The sequence below is a fragment of the Duganella sp. Root198D2 genome (genome assembly GCF_001428585.1).
Taxonomy (GTDB): domain Bacteria; phylum Pseudomonadota; class Gammaproteobacteria; order Burkholderiales; family Burkholderiaceae_D; genus Rugamonas.
Genome location: NZ_LMIC01000051.1, coordinates 118,841 through 137,198 on the forward strand (window position 1 = coordinate 118,841; position 18,358 = coordinate 137,198).

Here is an 18,358-nt window from a genome sequence, read left to right on the forward strand (position 1 = left end):
GGGTCAGGCCTGGCAATCCGCCAAAATGGCGGATTGCCAGGCCTGACCCCGACTTTCAAATTAGCGTTTGGCGAGGGCGGCGCGGGCGGCTTCGATGGCGGTGGTGGGCGGGCGGGTGGCGCGTACCTGGTTGCGGCCGTCTTCTTTGGCGGCGTACATGGCGCGGTCGGCGGCGACGAACAGGGATTCGATGTTGTCGGTCGGCGTCGGGCACAGCGTTGCTGCGCCGATGCTGACGGTGATGTGGGGTGAAGTCACGGAGCGCGGATGCGGGATGTGCAGCGATTCCACGTGCGTGCGGATCGACTCGGCCATCTGGAAGGCGGCGTCGGCGTCGGTTTCGGCAAACAGCAGCACGAATTCCTCGCCGCCGTAGCGCGCTGCCAGGTCGGTCACGCGCAGCGCATGCGCGCTGATTGCCTGCGCTACCTGCTGCAGGCAGACGTCGCCCTGCGCGTGGCCCAGCGTGTCGTTGTACAGCTTGAAATGGTCGACATCCAGCACCACCAGCGACAGCGGGGCGCCGGTGCGCATGGCGCGCTGCCATTCCTTCTCGAGGAAGGAGTCGAAGTGGCGCCGGTTGGCAATCTTGGTCAGCGGGTCGATCATGGCTGCGCGCTGCAGCGCATCTTCCGACAGCTTGTGGTGGGTGATGTCATGCAGCAGGCCGATGAACAAGGGCTGGCGCAGGAACATCGGCGTCAGCGTCAAGTCCATGCACACCGATTTGCCGGTGCGGTGGCGGATGATCACTTCGCGCGTGCCGTGGCTGTGCGCCGCTTCAGGATTGGCCGCGTAGCGCGCAAAGTACTCGAGGTATTCGTCGGCCACCAGTGGATTGAGCAAGTCGGAAATCGACTTGCCGGCCAGCTCGTGCGACATGTATCCCAGGTACTGGTCGCAGGCGGGGTTGGTGAACTGGATGCGGCCATCGGCTTCGATGATCAGCAAGCCTTCCGCCATATTGTTGACGATGGTGCGCAGGCGCTCCGACTGTTCCTGCTGCGTTTCCGTGGCAAAGCGGATCTGCAGCTGCGTGCGGACGCGCGCGCATACTTCGGCCATGCGCAGCGGCTTGCCGATGTAGTCGACCGCGCCCAGTTCGAAGCCGGCCACGACGTCTTCCTGTTCGTTGCGCGCGCTCATGAACAGCACCGGGATGTCTTCCGTGGCCGGGTGCGATTTCAGGTGGCGGCAAGTCTCGAAGCCGTCCATGCCGGGCATGATGACATCGAGCAGGATCAGGTGAGGGTGCACGCGGCGCGCGATTTCCAGCCCGCGCTCGCCGGAGTTGGCGACGTATGTCTGGTAACCCTGCTCGACCATCAACTTGCGCAGGACCGAGAGGTTGTCCGGCGCATCATCAACAATCAAAATCACGGCATCACGCCGTGGCGAAAAGCTGGTACCGCCTTGATTCATGCTGACTAGGGGTGAGTAGGATATGGCCCTGATGATACCGTGTTGCCAATTGGAATTGTAGAAATTCAAGGAAGGTTTTGCCTAAAAAAGACGTTGGGTTGGTGATAGTTGGTGAAAGTTTCCGTCGAAGTAAGGGAAGTTGTGACATTCCGTGTATATCTGAACATTTTCGCTAACTATTCGGCAACGGTAATCTTAATCATCTTTGCATGATTTTTATCTATCCAGAAAGCAATAGAATGGCGCTTCGTCCAACTCATTAAGATAGCCATGAAAAAACCAAAGCTCCTGCTGGTCCCCATCCTGTTTGCCGCTGTCGCCCTGTCCGGCTGCAAGGTGATCGACACCGGCGAGGTGGGCCTGCGCGTCAACTTCGACAAGACTGTGGAAGCCGAGGAGCGTGTGGCCGGCAGTTTCAACCAGACCATCGTCGGTTCCATCCTGACCTTCCCGATCAAGGACGTCAGCGTCGATGTGCGCGACCTGATGCCGCTGGCGGCGGACAATTCGACCATGAAGGACTTCGACCTGGCGGTGATCTACAACATCACGCCGTCGGCGGTGTCGGACCTGTGGGTCAACAAGAGCCGCTCCTTCCACACGCAGGATGCCAGCGGCGATATCTACCTGATGCACGCCTACATATACCAGACCGCGCGCAACGCGGTGTACAAGGTGGCGCGCAAGTACGAGGCGCTGAACATGAACGACAACCGTTCGCAGATCGAGGAGGAGATCCAGGCCACCATGATCGCGACGCTGAACGATGAAAAGCTGAGCGGCATCACGGTTTCGCAGGTGCGCGTAGGCGGCATGGTGCCTAGCGATGCGGTCAAGGCCAGCGCCGACAACCTGGTGCGCGCGAAAAACGAGGAGAAGACCAAGGAAGTCGAGGTGCAGATCGCGAAGAAGGAAGCCGAGCGTATCGCTGCCCTGAATTCCAATGCCGGCGCCATCTCCTACATGCAGGCGCAGGCCCAGATGAAGATCGCAGAAGGTATCGCTGCGGGCAAGGTGCAGACCGTGGTGATTCCGTATGACTTCAAGGGCATGGTCAACGTCGCCAGCAAATAAATGGGCGCGGCTGTTCTCGCGTGTCATAATCGAAAAGCGATTGGTGACATCGGGAGGGCAAGCGGCGGCGTCGATATGACCCTTTCCGCTGCCGCTACGCCGGAGCGCATGGTGTTTGCCTGGGCCGAGCCGTATATGTGGCTGAAGAATATGATCATCCTGCGGGGATGCCGGCGGCAGCGTGCATTCCATGGCGGCCTTCATTGCTGATCCCAATTTGCGGCTTGGTTTCGGGCGCGGCTATGCTGCCGGACCGGCGTACGAAGATTGCGTAACCCAGTTGCGTAATATCGGCCGCGTTGAGGATGGATGATGGCGATCGTTTGTACGCCATGTTCAGGGTCGGCCGCTTCCAGGCGCTGCTTGCTCCGCAGTTGGCCTACGGCGCTTACCTGAAAGATGAAATCATTGCGGGCAGGGTGCGTATTGAGGATTGGAGTGGCAGCACGCCGCGCGGGCCGGCCAACCTCCTGATGGGCAAGAAGCTGTTCAGCGCCGAGGACTCACGGCGCCGGGCGAACCTGATGAAAGACATGCGCGCCGATGGCACGCTGCTGCGCCTGGTCACCCAATATATGGGACAGGATGAGGCGAGCAGGATGCTGGCGCCGGCGCCTTAGCCCTTACTGCCTTACTGCCTTAGCGTCGGCGCGGCATAGGCCGTGGTGCGCGCCAGTTCTTCCCGCGTGAAGCTTGCGCGCGCGTCGTCGCAGCCGATGTTGGCGGCACATGCTGCCTGCAGTGCTTCCAGGCGTTGCTGCCAGTTCGCTTCGGCCGCCTCCATCCGCGCCAGCGCCTCCACTTGTTCGGCCGGCAGCCGCGCACTGCGCAGGCGATGGACTTCCTGTTCCCCTTTGCCATGGCGGCGTGCATTGCGCACCGCGGCTTCGACGCTTGCGACGGCGGGCGTGGTACTGGCCGTCGGGGCCGCGCTGCGCGGCGGAACCGGCGCAGGCAAGGCCGGTGGCGCGGATGCCGCCGTGCCGCCGCCGGCTGCCGGCGCGGGCGGCGTGAGCGGGACGGCAGGCGAAGGCGCCGGTGCGCCGGCCCGCCACAGTACGGCCGCCAGCGCGACCGATGCAATTGCTAACGTCGCGCGCACCATCACAGGCCGCCAATGATGCTGAGGAGGTTGTCGTAGATCGGGTACACCGCCCATGTCGGAGAATCCCATCCGATCACGTCGAAGTGATCGTACTGGTCGTAGTAGCCGATATAGTTCCAGCTTCCCTTGACCGGCGCGCCGTCGAAGTTGCGCTGCGGCTGGCCGGAAGGGCCGCGCATCGAGACGGTATTGACCACGCCGTCATTCGGGTACCACTCGGGCGCGCGGTAGGAGCCCATGCCGTGCTGCAGGATCGACGGCACCACCCATTCGCCGGCGGTGTTCTTCAGGAAGAAGATCATGTCGTTGCGGGCGTACTGGTAATCGCTGTTCTGGAACGGAGCGATCACGCGGTCGGTGTTGTTGCAGCACCAGTGGCCCTGTTCGGTGGCGCGCGAGCCGATGGAAAAGTAGTAGACGTTGGGTGAAGTCTTCACCCAGCCGTTCAATTGCGCGGCACCGTCCGGCCCCAGGTCCCACTGCGCCGCATCATGGTTGGAAAGCTGCCAGAACGGCGCGCCGCGCGTGCGGTCGATAAAGTCCCCGATCGACTCGGCCGGCCCCTGCGCCAGGCCGTATTGCTCGAGCCGGAACTTGTAGCCGCTGCCGCCGGATCCGCCCAGTCCCGCCATCTCGACCATGCTGCCTGCCAGTTCTGAAACCTTCGGCACGAACTCGACCACCACGTCGCGCAGCGTGGTGCCGTTGTGCGGCGACGAGATTGACGTTGCGCTTTTCACCCAGCCCGCCTTGCCGCCCGCGTACAGGGCGCCGCTGCCTTCCGTGCCGGCGCCGTTCGGCGCGCCTTTTTCCAGCAGCTGGATCAAGGTGCGGATGGTCTGGCCGCCCTGGCTGTGCGACACGAAATGCACCGGGTGCTGGGCATCCCATTGCGGATACAGCGCAACAGGATAGTTATTCGGGTTGTTGGCGGGATCGGTGGCCCAGCATTTGCCGGCCGGCTTCTGGACATGGCCGGCAGCGGCATTGTCTGCCGTATGGCGCGCGCCGTAGTCGGCGCAACCGCCCTTGACCTGGTAATACAGTTCGACCGCACGGTCCCAGTTGGAGCTGACCGGCCCAACGCCGGCGGTGAACACGGGGCGCTGCGTGCCGCGGATATGCGCGGCAATGTCGTTGAAGCCGCCCCAGTACTTGAAGCCGGTGGCAGCAAAGGTCTCCGGCCCGAAACCGAGGAAGCCATGCACCAGCACGACCGGATCGCTATTGGCAGCGTGGGCCGAGGAGGCGGCCAGGCAGGCGGCAAGGGTGAGGCTCGATAGCACTTTCATGCGGTTGTCTCCCGTGGTTTTTTGTGTGATTCATTTCACCACGGGGGGATTGCGCACGGTTGGCGCACAACCGTGCCTGCGGAGCCAATCGCAATGCACGGCGAGCCAGGCGGCCCGCTTAATCGAGTTTGGACAGGATCGCCAGCAGCTTGTCGTACATCTTCAGCGAGGCGGAAGGCTTGCCATCCCAGCCGATCACGTCGAAGTGATCCATGCCGCGCATGGTGTCGACATGATTCCAGGCGCCTTTGAGCGCTTGCCCGGCAAGCGGCTGGATGGTGCTGCCTTCCGGCCCGGCCATGCTGACGGTGTTGACGACGCCGTCGTTGGCGAACCAGCGCTGGTCGGTGCGCACGCGCCCGGCGGCGGTTTGCTGGAACGAACCCATGCCCGGCTGGCCGAAGGACGGCACGACCCATTCGCCCGCCATGCCCTGCAGGAAGAAGAGCATGTCGGGACGCGGGTACTGGAATTCCTTGCCAAACAGGCTTAGCGATTCGGTAGCCTGGGCGCTGAAGGAAAAGTAGTAGACGTCGGGCGAAGTCTTTACCCAGCTATTCAATGCGCTGGCGCCGTCCGGCGACAGTTCCCACTGCGCCGAATCGTGGTTGTCCAGGCTCCAGAACGGATGGCTGCGGGTGCGCTCGAAGAAGTCGTCGATCGATTCCGCCGCACTGGCCTTCATGTTGAACTGCTCGAGACGGAATTTGAAGCCGGCGCCGCTGGAACCGCCGGCGCCTGCCGCCTGCACGGCCAGGCCGGCCAGGGTCGACGCGTCCGGCAGCCAGCCGACCACGATATCGCGCAGCGTAGTGCCGTTATGCGGCGTTGCGATGGAGGTGGCGCTGGTCACCCAGCCGCGTACCGCGCCGCTGCCCACGCTGCCTTGTTCCATCAGCTGGATCAGGGTACGGACAGTCTGGCCGCCCTGGCTATGCCCGACCAGGTGGACAGGGTGCGCGGCATCCCACTGCGGATACAGTGCGGGCGGATATTTGTCGGGGTTATTGGCGGGATCGGCTGCCCAGCATTTGCCGGCCGGCTTCTGGATATGGCCGGCGGCCGCATGCTGCGCCGTGTGGCCTGCGCCGTAGTCGGCACATCCGCCCTTGATCTGGTAATACAGTTCGATGGCGCGGTCCCAGTTCGAACTGACCGGTCCTACGCCAGCGGTGAATACTTCGCGGCCGCTGCCGGCCTTGATGTGCTGTGCGATATCGTTGAAACCGCCCCAGTAGCGGAAAGTGCCGCCCAGGGTGGTGTTGTCGAAGCCAAGGAAGCCGTGCACCAGCACGACGGGAGGCTTGGCATCGGCGGCGTGTGCGCCGCCGGCGGCAAGGCATGCTGCGAGGATGATCCTCGAAATGAATTTCATCCTGCGCAGGCTTGGCTTACATGCGGGCTTTGATCAGCTTGCCCAGCACTTCAATGCCGGCGTGGATGCGCTCCGGCGGCACGGTCACGAAGGACAGGCGCAGGGTGTTGGTGGCCGGCTCGTTGGCGTAGAACGGTGCGCCCGGCACGAAAGCGATCTTGTTCTTGATCGCTTCGTCCAGCAGCTCCATCGCGTTGATGTGCTTTGGCAGCTCGACCCAGATGAACATGCCGCCGTCCGGCTTGGTCCAGGTGGCTTCCTTCGGGAAGTGCTGGTCCATGGCGTCCAGCATGGCCTTGCACTGGTTGCCGTACAGTTCGCGGATGGTCGGGATGTGCTTGTCCAGGAAGCCGTCCTTCACCACTTCGTGCACCACCATCTGGGTCAGTTGCGCGGTGTGCAGGTCGGCTGCCTGCTTGGCCAGTTCCAGGCGGCGCACCATCGGCAGCGGAGCCACGACATAGCCCAGGCGGATGCCGGGGGTCAGCACCTTGGAGAAGGAACCCATGTAGATCACGCCTTCCGGATTCATGGCGATCATTTTCGGGCTCGGCTGGCCGGTATAGGACAGCGCGCCGTATGGATCATCTTCGATCAGCGGCAGGTTCAGGCGGGCGCAGGTTTCCACCAGCTCCTGGCGGCGTGCCACGGACAGCGAACGGCCGGTCGGGTTCTGGAAGTTAGGCAGCGCGTACAGCAGGCGCGCGCCATCCGCGATGGCGTCCAGCGAGGACGGGATCAGGCCTTGTTCGTCGGACGGAACCGAATGGAATTCAGGACGGTACACCGAGAATGCCTGCAGCGCGCCCAGGTAGGACGGGGTCTCGACCAGCACTTTGCTGCCTTCGTCGATCAGCACCTTGCCGATCAGGTCCAGCGCCTGCTGCGAACCGGACACCATCAGCACCTGTTCCGGCGAGATCTTGGCGCCGTTCTGGGACAGCGAATCGGCGATCCACTGGCGCAGCGGCATGTAGCCGTCGGTCGGACCGTATTGCAGGGCGACTTTGCCATTGGTCGACAGTACTTTGTCGTAGGCTGCCTTCATGATCTCCACCGGGAAAGTGGCTGGCGATGGCAGGCCGCCGGCGAAGGAAGTGATCTCCGGCTGCTGGGTGACCTTCAGGATTTCACGGATGAAGGACGCCTGCATGCCTTTGGCACGCTCGGAGAAGTTCCACTGCAATGGGTTCTGGTTCTCGATTTTCATATTCAATCTCTAGCGGGGGTTAAGCGATTTCGGCGATCAGTTCAATTTCAACGCAGGAGCCAAGCGGGATCTGCGCCACGCCAAAAGCGGAACGGGCGTGCTTGCCGGCGTCGCCGAACACTTCGCCCAGCAGCTCGGAGCAACCGTTGGTGACCAGGTGCTGTTCGGTGTAGTCGGGGGTGGAATTCACCAGGCTCATGACCTTGACGATGCGCTTGACGCGGGTCAGGTCGCCGCCGCAGGCTTCCTGCAGGGTGCCCATCATGGCGATGGCGATCGAGCGTGCTGCCTGTTTGCCTTCTTCGGTCGAGATATTCTTGCCCAGCTGGCCAACCCATGGGGTACCGTCGGCTTTCTTGGCGATGTGGCCCGACAGGAACACCTGGTTACCGGATTGTACGTGCATGACGTAGGCGGCTACCGGTGCGGCTGGCGCGGCCAGGGTGATATCGAGCGACTTCAGTTTTTCGTAGACAGACATGTGATTTCCAAGAAAAATGGTTCCGTGAAGTCGTTATTGTACTCTGCGCGTTGCCGAATTCGTCACGGTCAACGGTCCACTTTCATGCGTTTTCCTGCGCCGACAACGGCAATTACGGCAAAAGTGAACAGAATATGCTCAATATGCAAAGTTTCGTTCAGGATCACGGTAGCGGCCACCAACGATAATCCGGGCTGTGCCAGCTGCACCTGTCCGACCCTTGCCACGCCCCCCAGCGCCATGCCGCGGTACCAGAAAAAGAAGCCGATGAACATGGAAAATACGGAGACGTAGCTGAAGCCCAGCCAGGCGCTGGCTGGTGCGGCGGCAATGCTTTGCCAGTCGCGCCGCAGCAGCCAGGCAGTGGCCGGCGCGGCCAGCGGCAATGACAGCACGAGCGCCCAGCCGATCACCTGTTCGCCGCCCATGGTCTGCGACAGGCGGCCGCCTTCGGCATAACCCATGGCGGCCAGCGCCACGGCCGCGAAAACTGCCGGGTCGGCCGCGTGCAGTCCGCCGCCGGACTGGTGCAGCGCAAAGCCAACCACCAGGGCGCTGCCTGCCGCCGCCATGCACCAGAAACCCAGCGAAGGCCGTTCGTGGCCGCGCAAGGCCGCAAACAGGGCGGTTGCCAGCGGCAGGATGCCGACCAGCACTGCGCCGTGCGAGGCGGGCAGCGTGCGCATGGCGATCGAGGTCAATAGCGGAAACCCGATCACGCAGCCGACGGTAACTGCCAACAGCGTTGGCAATTGCGCGCGCGTCGGCAACGGCGCCCGCTTCCAGCGCAGCCAGCACAGGGCCAGTACAGCAGCTGCCACGGCGCGCCCCATCGCAACGAAGACCGGATCGAGGCCCGCCACCGCCAGGCGCGTGAAGGGCAGCGTCAGGCTGAATATGGCGACGCCGATGAAACCGAGCAGCGTGCCTTGCGTTTCCGGGCTGGCGGGCGCCACGGAGCGCTCCTGCCAACCCGGGCCATCATGTGAATAAGGCGTCATGGCAGCACCTCTGACAGCACGCGCATGATCTTCTCCGCATCGACATTGGCCCCGGTCAGCGGCAAACCCACCTTGCGGCCCGCCACGCGCGGATCGTGCTTGAGGCGCATGGCCGCCGCCAGCGCCGCCGCTCCCGCGCCTTCGGCCAGGTTGTGCGTAGCCCGGTAATACAGGCGGATCGCGCGCGCCACCTCTTCATCGCTGACGGCCACCACGTCGTCCGCGTAACGCTGCACGACTTCCAGCGAACCGGCATGCGGGCGTCGGCAGGCCATGCCGTCGGCCAGTTCGGTGGTGGAAGGCGCCTCGCGCAACTCGCCGCCACGGTAGGAATCGAGATAGGCGGTTGCATGTCCCGACACCACGCCGATCACGCGGGTGCGCAAGCCCAGCGCCTCACGCGCTGCAATCGCCGCGCAAAAGCCTGAGCCCTGGCCGATCGGCACGAATACCGTGTCGAGCGCCGGCTGCGCATGGAACAGCTCCAGCCAGTAGCTGGCGACGCCGGCCACGCCGTCCGGGTGGCAGGACGGCACCATGTGCAGTCCTTCACGCCGCGCCAGCGCCTGGGCATATTCATGGCTGGCCTGGAAGTCCTCGCCATGCTCGATCAGTTCCCCGCCGAGGGCACGCACGGCGGCATTCTTTTCCACGCTGTTCCCATGCGGCACAACAATCACGGCGCGTACTCCGTGGCGGCGCGCGGCGAATGCCACTGACTGGCCATGGTTGCCGCGCGTGGCGGCGATCACGCCTTGCAAGCCAGGCTCGCGCTGCATCAGCTGGTGCATATAGGCCAGGCCGCCACGCACCTTGAAGGCGCCGATCGGCGTGTGGTTCTCGTGCTTGACCCAGGCCTCGGTGCCCAGCGCCTCGTTCAGCAGCGGCCACGAAAACTGCGGCGTGGCAGGCATGGCGCCGTAGACGATGGTGGCAGCGGCGTCGAGTTCAGCACGGGTTGGCAGCAGGTTCATGGCACGGGCTCCTTTACTTTAAGCACTGGATATTGGAAGGGGATGGGTGTATCGTAGAATAAGTAACCAGTACAGTACCAATACACTTGCACGGATAATTTCACGCACTGTGATGGTGATATGACCAATACAATCTTGCTAAGCCGCGAAGGCGGGGAGTCGCTCAGCGACCAGATCGTGCGCAGCGTTGCCGCCCGCATCGACGACCGCGTACTGCGCGCCGGCGCTCGCATGCCATCGATCCGCCAATTCGCCGCCTCGCACGGCGTGTCGCCGTTCACGGTGGTCGGCGCCTACGACAAACTGGTTGCGCGCGGCTACCTGGAATCGCGGCGCGGCGCCGGCTTCTATATCCGCGACCGTGCGCCGCTGCAGGCGCCGCAGCCGGCCACGCGCGAGCCCGGCCTGGCGCAGCCGGAAGGCACGCAGGGGCTTGACGTGGTATGGCTGGTGCGGAATATGTTCCGCACCGTGCCGCACCAGCACATGCCGGGCACCGGCGTGCTGCCGGCCGACTGGCTCGATGGGGTGGCGATCGGCAATGCGCTGCGCGCCATCAGCCGCCAGCACAGCAGCATCCTCTTGAATTACGGCGTGCCGCAAGGCTACCTGCCACTGCGCCAGCATTTGCAGCACAAGCTGGCCGAGCTCGAAATCGGCGCCACGCCGGAGCAGATCGTCACTACCGCCGGCGTGACGCAGGCGCTGGACATGGTGGCGCGTGAATTCACCCGCCCCGGCGATACGGTGTTTGTCGACGATCCCGCCTGGTTCCTGATGTTCGGCTCTTTCGCCGCACTGGGTGCGCGCGTGGTCGGCATCCCGCGCCTGGCTGACGGCCCCGATATTGCGCAACTGGCCGAACTGGCCGCGATCCACAAGCCCAAGCTGTACGTGATCAACTCCGTGCTGCACAACCCCAGTTCAACTTCGCTGTCGGCCGCCAAGGCCTTCCAGATCCTGCGCATCGCGGAGGAACACGGCATCACCATCGTGGAAGACGATATCTACTGCGAGCTGCACCCCGGCAGCAGCGTGCAGCCCGCGACCCGCATGGCGGCGCTCGACCAGTTGAAGCGCGTGATCTACCTTGGCGGCTTTTCCAAGACCATGGCCGCCAACCTGCGCGTCGGCTTTATCGCCACCTCGGAAGAAATGGCGCTGCGCCTGGCCGACCGCAAGATGCTGCAGACGCTGACCACCAGCGATATCGGCGAACGGGTGGTGCACAAGGTGCTGTCCGAAGGCAGCTACCGCAAGCATACGGAGCGCATCCGTGCGCGCCTTGACGGCCTGCGCGCGCGCACCGTACGCCAGCTGGAGAAAACGGGAATGCGCATCGCCAGCGCGCCGCCTGCGGGCATGTTCGTGTGGGTGGATGCGGGGCGCGACACCAATGTGCTGACCGAGAAGGCCATGGGGCAGGGCCTGCTGCTGGCGCCGGGCAGCCTGTTCTCGCCAAGCCAGCTGCCGTCCCAGTTCATGCGCCTGAATATAGCTGCGCTGCAGGCGCCGGAGATCTGGCGCTTCCTGCAGCGCGAACTGGGAGCTTAGTCCTTGTGCTGCATGGCGACCATCGACATCGCCGCCGCTTCGGTGGCGGCGGCCAGGCTGGCGCGGGCGTCCTTGCCGAGCACCAGCCGCAGATCGCTGGCTGCCAATTGCTGGCTGGAGAGCTGCACCTTGCCTTGCAGGGCTTTTTGCAGGCTGGCGGCCTGTTTTTCAAAGCCGGGGCTGTACTGGATGATGGTCACCACCTGCCGGTAAGGCTTGGCGTTGCTCAGGCGGTCAACTGGAACCCCCATCTGGCCCAGCACACTGCGGAAGCGGCGCGCCATGCCGGTGACGCCGTTGCCGTTCGACACCTCAAGGCGCGCCATGCGCACCTGGCTGGCCGTTGCGGCCGGCACGGCAGCCTGCACCGCGGGTTTCACTTCGGCGGCGGCGACGATTGGTGCCGCGGATTCGGCCGGCGCGGCTGCCGGCTCGTCGGCAACACGGGCTCGGAGCTCGTATACGTTGCCGGCGAATTGGATCAATTCCATACGGCTGGCGCCATCGCGCGCAGCGCTGGACGGCAGGATGGTCAGCTGTTGCGGTTCTTTGCGGGGCGCGCGCGCCGGTGCCGGTGCCGCGTTGGCCTCAGCCAGGAGGGCCAGGTTCGGGCTGGCAGCATCTGCCACTACCACCGGTGGCGCTTCGACAGATCGCACGGCTGCTGCCGAAGCGGCAAGAATCGGGGCGGGCATTGGCGGAGCATCTTTTGTTGGCACTACGACGGACTGCGCCACCGCGGGCGCGGCTACAACGGATGGTGCCAGGACCGAAGGCGCGGGCGCGGCTGGCGCAACTGTTGGTGCGGCGGCTGGTGCTGCCGACAGCTGCGGCGCACCGGGATCAGGCGCCTTCCCCATTGCTGCTTCCGCCAGCTGCAGGTTCTGGAACGCTTTCGCACCGGCCCCCAGTGCCATGGCGCGGCGCAGGGTCTGCGCGGCACCGGCATTGTCGCCCATGAGATACTGCACATAACCAAGATTGGTGTGAGGCTGGGCTTCACCGGGATAGTCATTGACCACCTTTAACAGGGCTGTGCGTGCCGATTCCAGGTCGCCGCGCTGCGCTTCGATCACCGCTACCGCATTGCGCGCCTCGAGCTGGTTGGCGTCGAGGGCCAGCGATTGCGCATAAGCGCCAAGCGCCAGGGCAAGTTGGCCGCGCTCGTGGTGGAAGCGCGCCAGCCGGTTCCAGCTGGCGGCCTGGTTGCCCGGCATGTCGCCGCGCACCACAGGCTGCAGGGCCAGCGGACGCGATTGAGGCGGAGCGCTGCATGCCGAGAGTAGGCCGCAGCCGACTGCGGCCAAGGCGATTGGCTTGAGCTTGATCATGGCAATTCCTTTCTAGCCAGCGTCGGTGCCGCCCATGGTTGGCAGCAGGACGCGGTAAATCGAGATAAAGGCAGGCCCCATCAACACCACCAGCAGCGATGGGAAGATGAAGAAGATCAACGGGAACAGCAGTTTCAGCGAAATCTTTGCGGCAGCTTCTTCGGCGCGTTGGCGGCGCCGCGTGCGCAACTGTTCGGACTGCACGCGCAGCGAATCGGCGATGCTGGTGCCGAAGCGTTCGGCCTGGATCAGCATCGCCACCAGTGCATCCACGTCTTCCACGCCGGTACGCAGCGCCAGGTTGCGCAGGGCGCGTTCCTTGGACAGGCCGGCACGCAGTTCGAGCGTCACCAGGTTCAGTTCATCGGCCAGGATCGGGCTCTTGATGCCGATTTCGTCGGCCACGCGCAGCAGGGCGGCATCCATCGCCAGGCCTGCCTCGACGCAGACGGTCATCAGGTCCAGCGCGTCAGGGAAGGATTCGAAAACCTCCAGCTGGCGGCGGTTGACCGCCCAGCGCAGCACGAAGTTCGGCAGGTAGTAGCCCAGTGCCGCCGCCAGCAGCAGCCAGAACATCAAGCCATTGCCGGACATGCGGGAGTTCGCCAGCACCAGCGAGGCATACAGCGCCAGCGGCAGGATGATGGCCAGCGCCGTCTTGGCGGCAAAGTACAAGGGGCCCATGGACGCATGGCGCAAGCCCGCATTCATGAAGCGCGTGCGCAGCGCCGATTTCTCCCATTCCTCGCTTTCGCCGCCGGACAGCTTGGCGACCGGCGCCAGCCAGGCTGCGATGCGCGACAGCAGGGTGGGGCTGATGCGCTCGCGCCGGCGCGAGGCGCTGGGCAGGTCGGTAACCTGCTGCAGCCGGCCCTGCACCGGATTGCCGCTGAAGCGCAGCATGACGACGTAGGCGGTGCCGAACACCAGCAGGAATACCAGGGCCAGGAAAGCCATTTGAAGGATGCTCATGTCAGTCTCCCGCTAGACGCGAATCCGGATGATCTTGCGCATTGCCAGCACCCCGAGGAACATCATGGTCAGTGCCCCTGCGACCATTTTCTGCCCGGCCGGGTCGGTGTACAGTACGGCCAGGAAGCTGGGGTTGGTGATCTGGATCATCAGCGCCGCGGCAAACGGCAGCAGGCCAAGCACCCAGGCCGACATGCGGCCTTCGGCCGACAGCACGCGGATCTGCCCCAGCAGCTTGATGCGCTCGCGCACGATCTTGCTGATGTTGTCCAGCAGTTCGGCCAGGTTGCCGCCAGTCTCGCGCTGGATCATGACCGCGATCACGAAGTAGCGCAGGTCGGTGCTTGGCACGCGGGTGGCCAGGTTCATCAGCGCGTCGTTCATCGAGATGCCGAAATTGACCTCGTCGAAAGTGGCCTTGAATTCATCGGCGATCGGTGCGTTCATTTCGTCGCCCACCATCTTCATCGCCGTCGGGAAGGCGTGGCCGGCGCGCAGTGCGCGCCCGATCAGGTCCAGCGCGTCCGGCAACTGGTGGTCGACCTTGGCCAGGCGCTTGCTTTTGGCGCTCAGCACCAGCAGCAGCGGGATGAAGATCGAGAGCGCCATCAAAGGCAGCACCAGGTACAGCGGCAGGCGCAGGAACAGGCCCAGGCCGCCCACCAGAACCGGGCAGATCAGCGACAGCACGATCATGTCCGACACTGTCCAGGTGATGCCGGATTGCTCCAGCAGCCGGTCAAGCTGGCTGACACGCGGCATCTGCAGCAGCAGGCGCTGGAAGGCCGGGGTTTCGCTGAGCAGGCGCTTCTTGATCATCGAAGCGCTTTCGCCGCCGGCATGAGTGCCGGCCGACATCATGCGCAGCCGCCGCGCCACCCGTTCCGCTTCCGGCCCCTTGGCCGAATTCCAGGTCAGGTACATGCCTTCGATCAGCAGCACCACGGCCAGGAAGACCAGGATGCCGGTTACGTAATAGAGGTAGTCCATGGCTTACATCCTCTTTTGTACGGTTGGGTCGAACATGTCGTCGGCCAGGGTAACGCCGAAGGTGCGCAGGCGTTCGCTGAAGCGCGGCCGCACGCCGGTGGCACTGAAGAAGCCCTGCACCGAACCGTCCGTGCCGACGCTGGTCTGCTTGAAGCAGAAGATTTCCTGCATGGTGATCATTTCACCTTCCATGCCGGTGATTTCCTGGATCGACATCAGCTTGCGCTTGCCGTCGGTCAGGCGCGCCACCTGTACCACCACGCCGATGGCGGAAGAGATCTGCTGGCGCATCGCTTTCACCGGCAGGCCGGCGGCGCCCATGCTGATCATGTTTTCCAGCCGGGTCAGCGCATCGCGCGGGGTGTTGGCGTGGATGGTGGCCATCGATCCTTCGTGGCCTGTGTTCATGGCCTGCAGCATGTCCAGCGCTTCGGCGCCGCGCACCTCGCCCAGGATGATGCGGTCGGGGCGCATGCGCAGGGCGTTGCGCACCAGGGCGCGCTGCGTCACCTCGCCCTTGTTTTCGATATTCGGCGGGCGCGTTTCCAGGCGCACGATATGCGGTTGCTGCAGCTGCAGTTCAGCGGCGTCTTCAATGGTGACGATGCGCTCGCTGTGGTTGATGTAGCCGGAGATCGCGTTCAGCATGGTGGTCTTGCCGGAGCCGGTGCCGCCCGAGATCAGGATGTTGACCTTGCTCTTGCCCAGCGCCTGCAGGATGGTGGCCATGGCTTCGGTCATCGAGTTGAAGCTGACCAGTTCCGTCATGCCCAGCGGGTCGGCCGAAAAACGGCGGATCGACAGCACCGGGCCGTCGATGGCCAGCGGCGGGATGATGGCATTGACGCGCGATCCGTCCGGCAGGCGCGCATCGACCATCGGGCTCGATTCGTCGATGCGGCGGCCCACACGCGACACGATCTTGTCGATGATCTTCATCAGGTGCGAGTCGTCATTGAAGGTAATGGACGTCAGCTCCAGGCAGCCTTTGCGCTCGACGTATACCTGGCGCGCCCCGTTCACCAGGATGTCCGACACATTGGGGTCGGCCAGCAGCGGTTCCAGCGGGCCGAAGCCCAGCACTTCATACTGGATGTCGCGTGTCAGGTTGCGCCGCTCGCTGTCGTTGATCACCACCATGTTCTCTTCGAGCAGGCGCTCGACCAGGATCTTCAGCTCGTCGCGGATCTGGTCCTGGGTCAGGCGCTGCATGCTCTCCAGGTCGACCCGGTCCAGCAGCGTCTGGTGGATACGGTGCTTGAGCTGCTGGTAGGCGCGGTTGTCGATCGCTTCGGAAGTGCGCAGGGCGGCGATGTTGCCGTTGAGGGGCGGCGTCGTGCCAAGGCGGTTGCGGAGGTTCGGGGTAGGGATCTGCATGATCGGCTCCATGGGCTGGGCTGGGGGCGCGGGGCTATGCGCGCTGGAGGATGCGTGACAACCAGCCGCGCGACTCGCTACTGCTGTCGCCGGCCAGGGTACGCGCCAGGTCCTGCAATGCCTTGGAAATCGGGCTGGCGCGCTGCAGCTGCAGGATCGGCACGCCCTGGTTGACCGAGGCGGCGGCTGCTTCGTAGTGGTTCGGGATGGTGCGGAACATTTCCATGCCGTAGGCTTGCTCGCAGTCGCGCAGGCGGATGTCGCCGCTGTTCGAATGGCGATTGACGATCAGGTGGATCTTGTCCTTCCGATAGTCCAGCGAACGGAACACCTGCAGCAGCCGCTTGCCGTCGCGGATATACGGCAGCGTGGCTTGCAGGATGGGGAAAATCATATCGGCCTGGTCGAGGGCGCGCACCGAGACGGCATCCAGGCTGCGTCCGATATCAAGCAGTACGAAGTCATAGTGCTGGCGCGCCAGGCGCAGCAGGGCGTCGACGTGCTCGGGATGCACGTCGTTGGCCTGGGTCGGGTCGTCCGGCGCTGCCAGTACGTGGAAATTCGGGGTCACCTGTACCATGCTGGAAAACAGCAGCGAAGCGTCGAGGCGGTGCATCTGCTGCGCCACGCTGGCCACGCTGGCGGCAGGACGCTGGTCGGAGACGAACAGGGAAGCGTCGCCGAACTGCAGGTTGAAGTCGAACAGCGCCACTTTCTTGCCTTCGGCCGCGGCCAGCGCATAGCCCAGGTTGGCGGCCAGGAAGGTGGCGCCGCTGCCGCCCTTGCAGGAAATGAAGGCCAGCACCTTGCCCAGCGAGCGGGCGCTGAAGTTGCGCTTTTCGTCGAGGCGGCGCACCGCCGCCTGCAGCGCGGCGCCGTCGAGCGGGAGCGGCATCACCTCGCGCACGCCGGCGCGCATCGCCTGCATCAGGAAGTCGGGCGTCTGCTGGGTGCAGGCGACGATGATCGCCATGTCCGGGTGCTGCACGCTGAGCGTTTCCAGGCGATCGAGGTCGTCGCCATTGAGCAGCGGCTGGGCTACCAGCAGCAGGTCCGGACCCATGCCGTCGAAGCGCGGCAGCTTGTCCAGCAGGCCCGGCAGCACGTCGACCTGGTCGGTCTGGCTGCGTTCGCGCAGGATGCGGGCGATTTCGAATAGTTGCTTATCGTTGCTGGAGATGGCTGTGATCTTCATGGCATCACTCAATTGGTAAAGCCGAGGCTTTCGGCGTAGACGACGGTGGTGGCTTCCGGCATGGCGTTCAGCGGGCGCGACGCGGTGACGGCGCCGGCTTTGAAGATCAGCGGCCGGTATTCGACATTCTTGACCGATACTTCGACGTACACAATGCATTCCGTGGCGCGGGTGATGTCGTTGCAGGCGGCCAGGTTGTCGCCGGCGTCGAGCGGGACGGCGCTGACCGTATCCACGCCATTCGAGCGCAGGTAGCGGATAAAAATGTTGGCATTGGTGATTTCCGGACCGCCCGGCAAGGTGCTGGCGCCGAACAGCGCGAGGCTCTTGATGGTGGCGCTGTCGGAAACCCAGCGTACGGTCGCTTCGCGCGCGCCGCGGCGGCTGATTTCCTGCATCGAGTTATACACGAACATCATGCGCCCGAACTCGAAAATGGCGTAGATGAAGGCCAGCAGCAGCGCGCCGATGATGGCAAACTCCACGATCGCGGCGCCGGTCTGGCGCTTCAGGCTGGGGCGGGCTGGGGTTCGCATGGCATCCTCACAGCATATAGCGCATGGTGGTGCGCGGGGTCAGGTTGATCAGCCGCACCGAGTTGCCGACGAGCGGTATGGTCTGGCCGATGTTGATGGCGTAGCCGCTGATCTCGACCCGTACCCCGCCCGGGGCGGTGCCGTCGATGCAGGAGCTGTCGTTGTACGAGGCATCCAGGCACGTGACCACTACGTTGCTGCGTGCGAAACCCGGCACCTTGGCGGCGTTGGCAGCGGCGACCACGATATCCTTGGCGTTGCTGACCGAGCTGGAGCTGATGCCGGCTTTTTTCGCCACGCTCATATAGCGGGCGCCGTCGCGCGTGGCCTTGCTCAGGGCGTCGTAGTAGGCGAAGGCACGGCCGAATTCATAGGTTCCCGCCAGCAGCAGGAACAGGATGGTCACCACCAGCGCAAATTCGACCAGGGCGGCGCCGGATTGCTTGGTTGAAGGGCAGGTTCGCATGGC

19 protein-coding genes are annotated in these 18,358 nt (G+C 64.2%); 4 read left to right on the forward strand and 15 right to left on the reverse strand.

Going from position 1 to position 18,358, the window contains the following annotated elements; translation table 11 throughout:
- Positions 1 to 60: 60 nt before the first annotated feature.
- Positions 61 to 1,422: a diguanylate cyclase domain-containing protein gene (locus tag ASE26_RS28855; protein WP_055935949.1), complete on the reverse strand. Its 1,362-nt coding sequence runs from the start codon at positions 1,420 to 1,422 to the stop codon at positions 61 to 63.
- A gap of 270 nt (positions 1,423 to 1,692) precedes the next feature.
- Between ASE26_RS28855 and ASE26_RS28860 the strand changes: the two genes are divergently transcribed.
- The 3 genes from ASE26_RS28860 to ASE26_RS28870 all read left to right on the forward strand — a co-directional run bounded on the left by ASE26_RS28860 (position 1,693) and on the right by ASE26_RS28870 (position 3,116).
- Complete coding sequence (locus ASE26_RS28860; RefSeq protein WP_055935952.1) at positions 1,693 to 2,496, forward strand: SPFH domain-containing protein; 804 nt, start codon at positions 1,693 to 1,695, stop codon at positions 2,494 to 2,496.
- A gap of 75 nt (positions 2,497 to 2,571) precedes the next feature.
- Complete coding sequence (locus ASE26_RS31920; protein ID WP_255357028.1) at positions 2,572 to 2,706, forward strand: hypothetical protein; 135 nt, start codon at positions 2,572 to 2,574, stop codon at positions 2,704 to 2,706.
- A gap of 95 nt (positions 2,707 to 2,801) precedes the next feature.
- On the forward strand, positions 2,802 to 3,116 hold the full coding sequence (locus ASE26_RS28870) for a hypothetical protein (protein ID WP_055935958.1): 315 nt from the start codon (positions 2,802 to 2,804) through the stop codon (positions 3,114 to 3,116).
- Positions 3,117 to 3,127: 11 nt separating this feature from the next.
- Here ASE26_RS28870 and ASE26_RS28875 read toward each other — a convergent pair whose 3' ends face one another.
- The 7 genes from ASE26_RS28875 to ASE26_RS28905 form a co-directional block, all read right to left on the reverse strand.
- Positions 3,128 to 3,601 (reverse strand): lipase secretion chaperone, encoded by a 474-nt coding sequence (locus ASE26_RS28875; RefSeq protein WP_055935961.1) that lies wholly within the window; start codon positions 3,599 to 3,601, stop codon positions 3,128 to 3,130.
- Positions 3,601 to 4,893, reverse strand: a complete 1,293-nt coding sequence (locus tag ASE26_RS28880; RefSeq protein WP_055935964.1) for a triacylglycerol lipase — start codon at positions 4,891 to 4,893, stop codon at positions 3,601 to 3,603. The genes ASE26_RS28875 and ASE26_RS28880 overlap by 1 nt, the downstream gene beginning before the upstream one ends.
- Before the next feature lie 118 nt (positions 4,894 to 5,011).
- On the reverse strand, positions 5,012 to 6,268 hold the full coding sequence (locus ASE26_RS28885) for a triacylglycerol lipase (RefSeq protein WP_057247378.1): 1,257 nt from the start codon (positions 6,266 to 6,268) through the stop codon (positions 5,012 to 5,014).
- 16 nt (positions 6,269 to 6,284) lie between these two features.
- Complete coding sequence (locus ASE26_RS28890) at positions 6,285 to 7,478, reverse strand: PLP-dependent aminotransferase family protein (RefSeq protein ID WP_055935969.1); 1,194 nt, start codon at positions 7,476 to 7,478, stop codon at positions 6,285 to 6,287.
- Positions 7,479 to 7,497: 19 nt separating this feature from the next.
- Positions 7,498 to 7,959, reverse strand: coding sequence for a RidA family protein (locus ASE26_RS28895; RefSeq protein ID WP_055935973.1), 462 nt, complete (start codon positions 7,957 to 7,959; stop codon positions 7,498 to 7,500).
- 68 nt (positions 7,960 to 8,027) lie between these two features.
- A complete protein-coding gene (locus ASE26_RS28900; RefSeq protein ID WP_082591503.1) occupies positions 8,028 to 8,960 on the reverse strand; it encodes a DMT family transporter in 933 nt (310 codons plus the stop codon).
- Positions 8,957 to 9,934, reverse strand: coding sequence for a threonine dehydratase (locus ASE26_RS28905; protein WP_055935976.1), 978 nt, complete (start codon positions 9,932 to 9,934; stop codon positions 8,957 to 8,959). The genes ASE26_RS28900 and ASE26_RS28905 overlap by 4 nt, the downstream gene beginning before the upstream one ends.
- Before the next feature lie 120 nt (positions 9,935 to 10,054).
- Here ASE26_RS28905 and ASE26_RS28910 point away from each other — a divergent pair, with 120 nt between their 5' ends.
- Positions 10,055 to 11,488, forward strand: coding sequence for a PLP-dependent aminotransferase family protein (locus ASE26_RS28910; protein ID WP_055935978.1), 1,434 nt, complete (start codon positions 10,055 to 10,057; stop codon positions 11,486 to 11,488).
- Here ASE26_RS28910 and ASE26_RS28915 read toward each other — a convergent pair.
- The 7 genes from ASE26_RS28915 to ASE26_RS28945 are packed head-to-tail and all read right to left on the reverse strand — an operon-like array spanning position 11,485 to position 18,355.
- A complete protein-coding gene (locus tag ASE26_RS28915) occupies positions 11,485 to 12,819 on the reverse strand; it encodes a LytR C-terminal domain-containing protein (RefSeq protein ID WP_055935981.1) in 1,335 nt (444 codons plus the stop codon). The two genes, ASE26_RS28910 and ASE26_RS28915, sit on opposite strands and share 4 nt — an antisense overlap.
- 12 nt (positions 12,820 to 12,831) lie before the next feature.
- The gene (locus ASE26_RS28920) at positions 12,832 to 13,791 is read right to left on the reverse strand and encodes a type II secretion system F family protein (RefSeq protein ID WP_055935983.1); all 960 of its coding nucleotides are present in this window, start codon (positions 13,789 to 13,791) and stop codon (positions 12,832 to 12,834) included.
- Between the two features lie 12 nt (positions 13,792 to 13,803).
- Complete coding sequence (locus tag ASE26_RS28925) at positions 13,804 to 14,781, reverse strand: type II secretion system F family protein (protein ID WP_055935986.1); 978 nt, start codon at positions 14,779 to 14,781, stop codon at positions 13,804 to 13,806.
- Between the two features lie 3 nt (positions 14,782 to 14,784).
- Complete coding sequence (locus ASE26_RS28930; protein WP_082507536.1) at positions 14,785 to 16,158, reverse strand: CpaF family protein; 1,374 nt, start codon at positions 16,156 to 16,158, stop codon at positions 14,785 to 14,787.
- 34 nt (positions 16,159 to 16,192) lie between these two features.
- Positions 16,193 to 17,353, reverse strand: coding sequence for an AAA family ATPase (locus tag ASE26_RS28935; protein ID WP_055935990.1), 1,161 nt, complete (start codon positions 17,351 to 17,353; stop codon positions 16,193 to 16,195).
- 8 nt (positions 17,354 to 17,361) lie between these two features.
- Entirely contained in the window at positions 17,362 to 17,889 is a 528-nt protein-coding gene (locus tag ASE26_RS28940; protein WP_057247379.1) for a TadE/TadG family type IV pilus assembly protein, read from the reverse strand.
- Between the two features lie 7 nt (positions 17,890 to 17,896).
- Complete coding sequence (locus ASE26_RS28945; protein WP_055936433.1) at positions 17,897 to 18,355, reverse strand: TadE/TadG family type IV pilus assembly protein; 459 nt, start codon at positions 18,353 to 18,355, stop codon at positions 17,897 to 17,899.
- Positions 18,356 to 18,358: the final 3 nt, after the last annotated feature.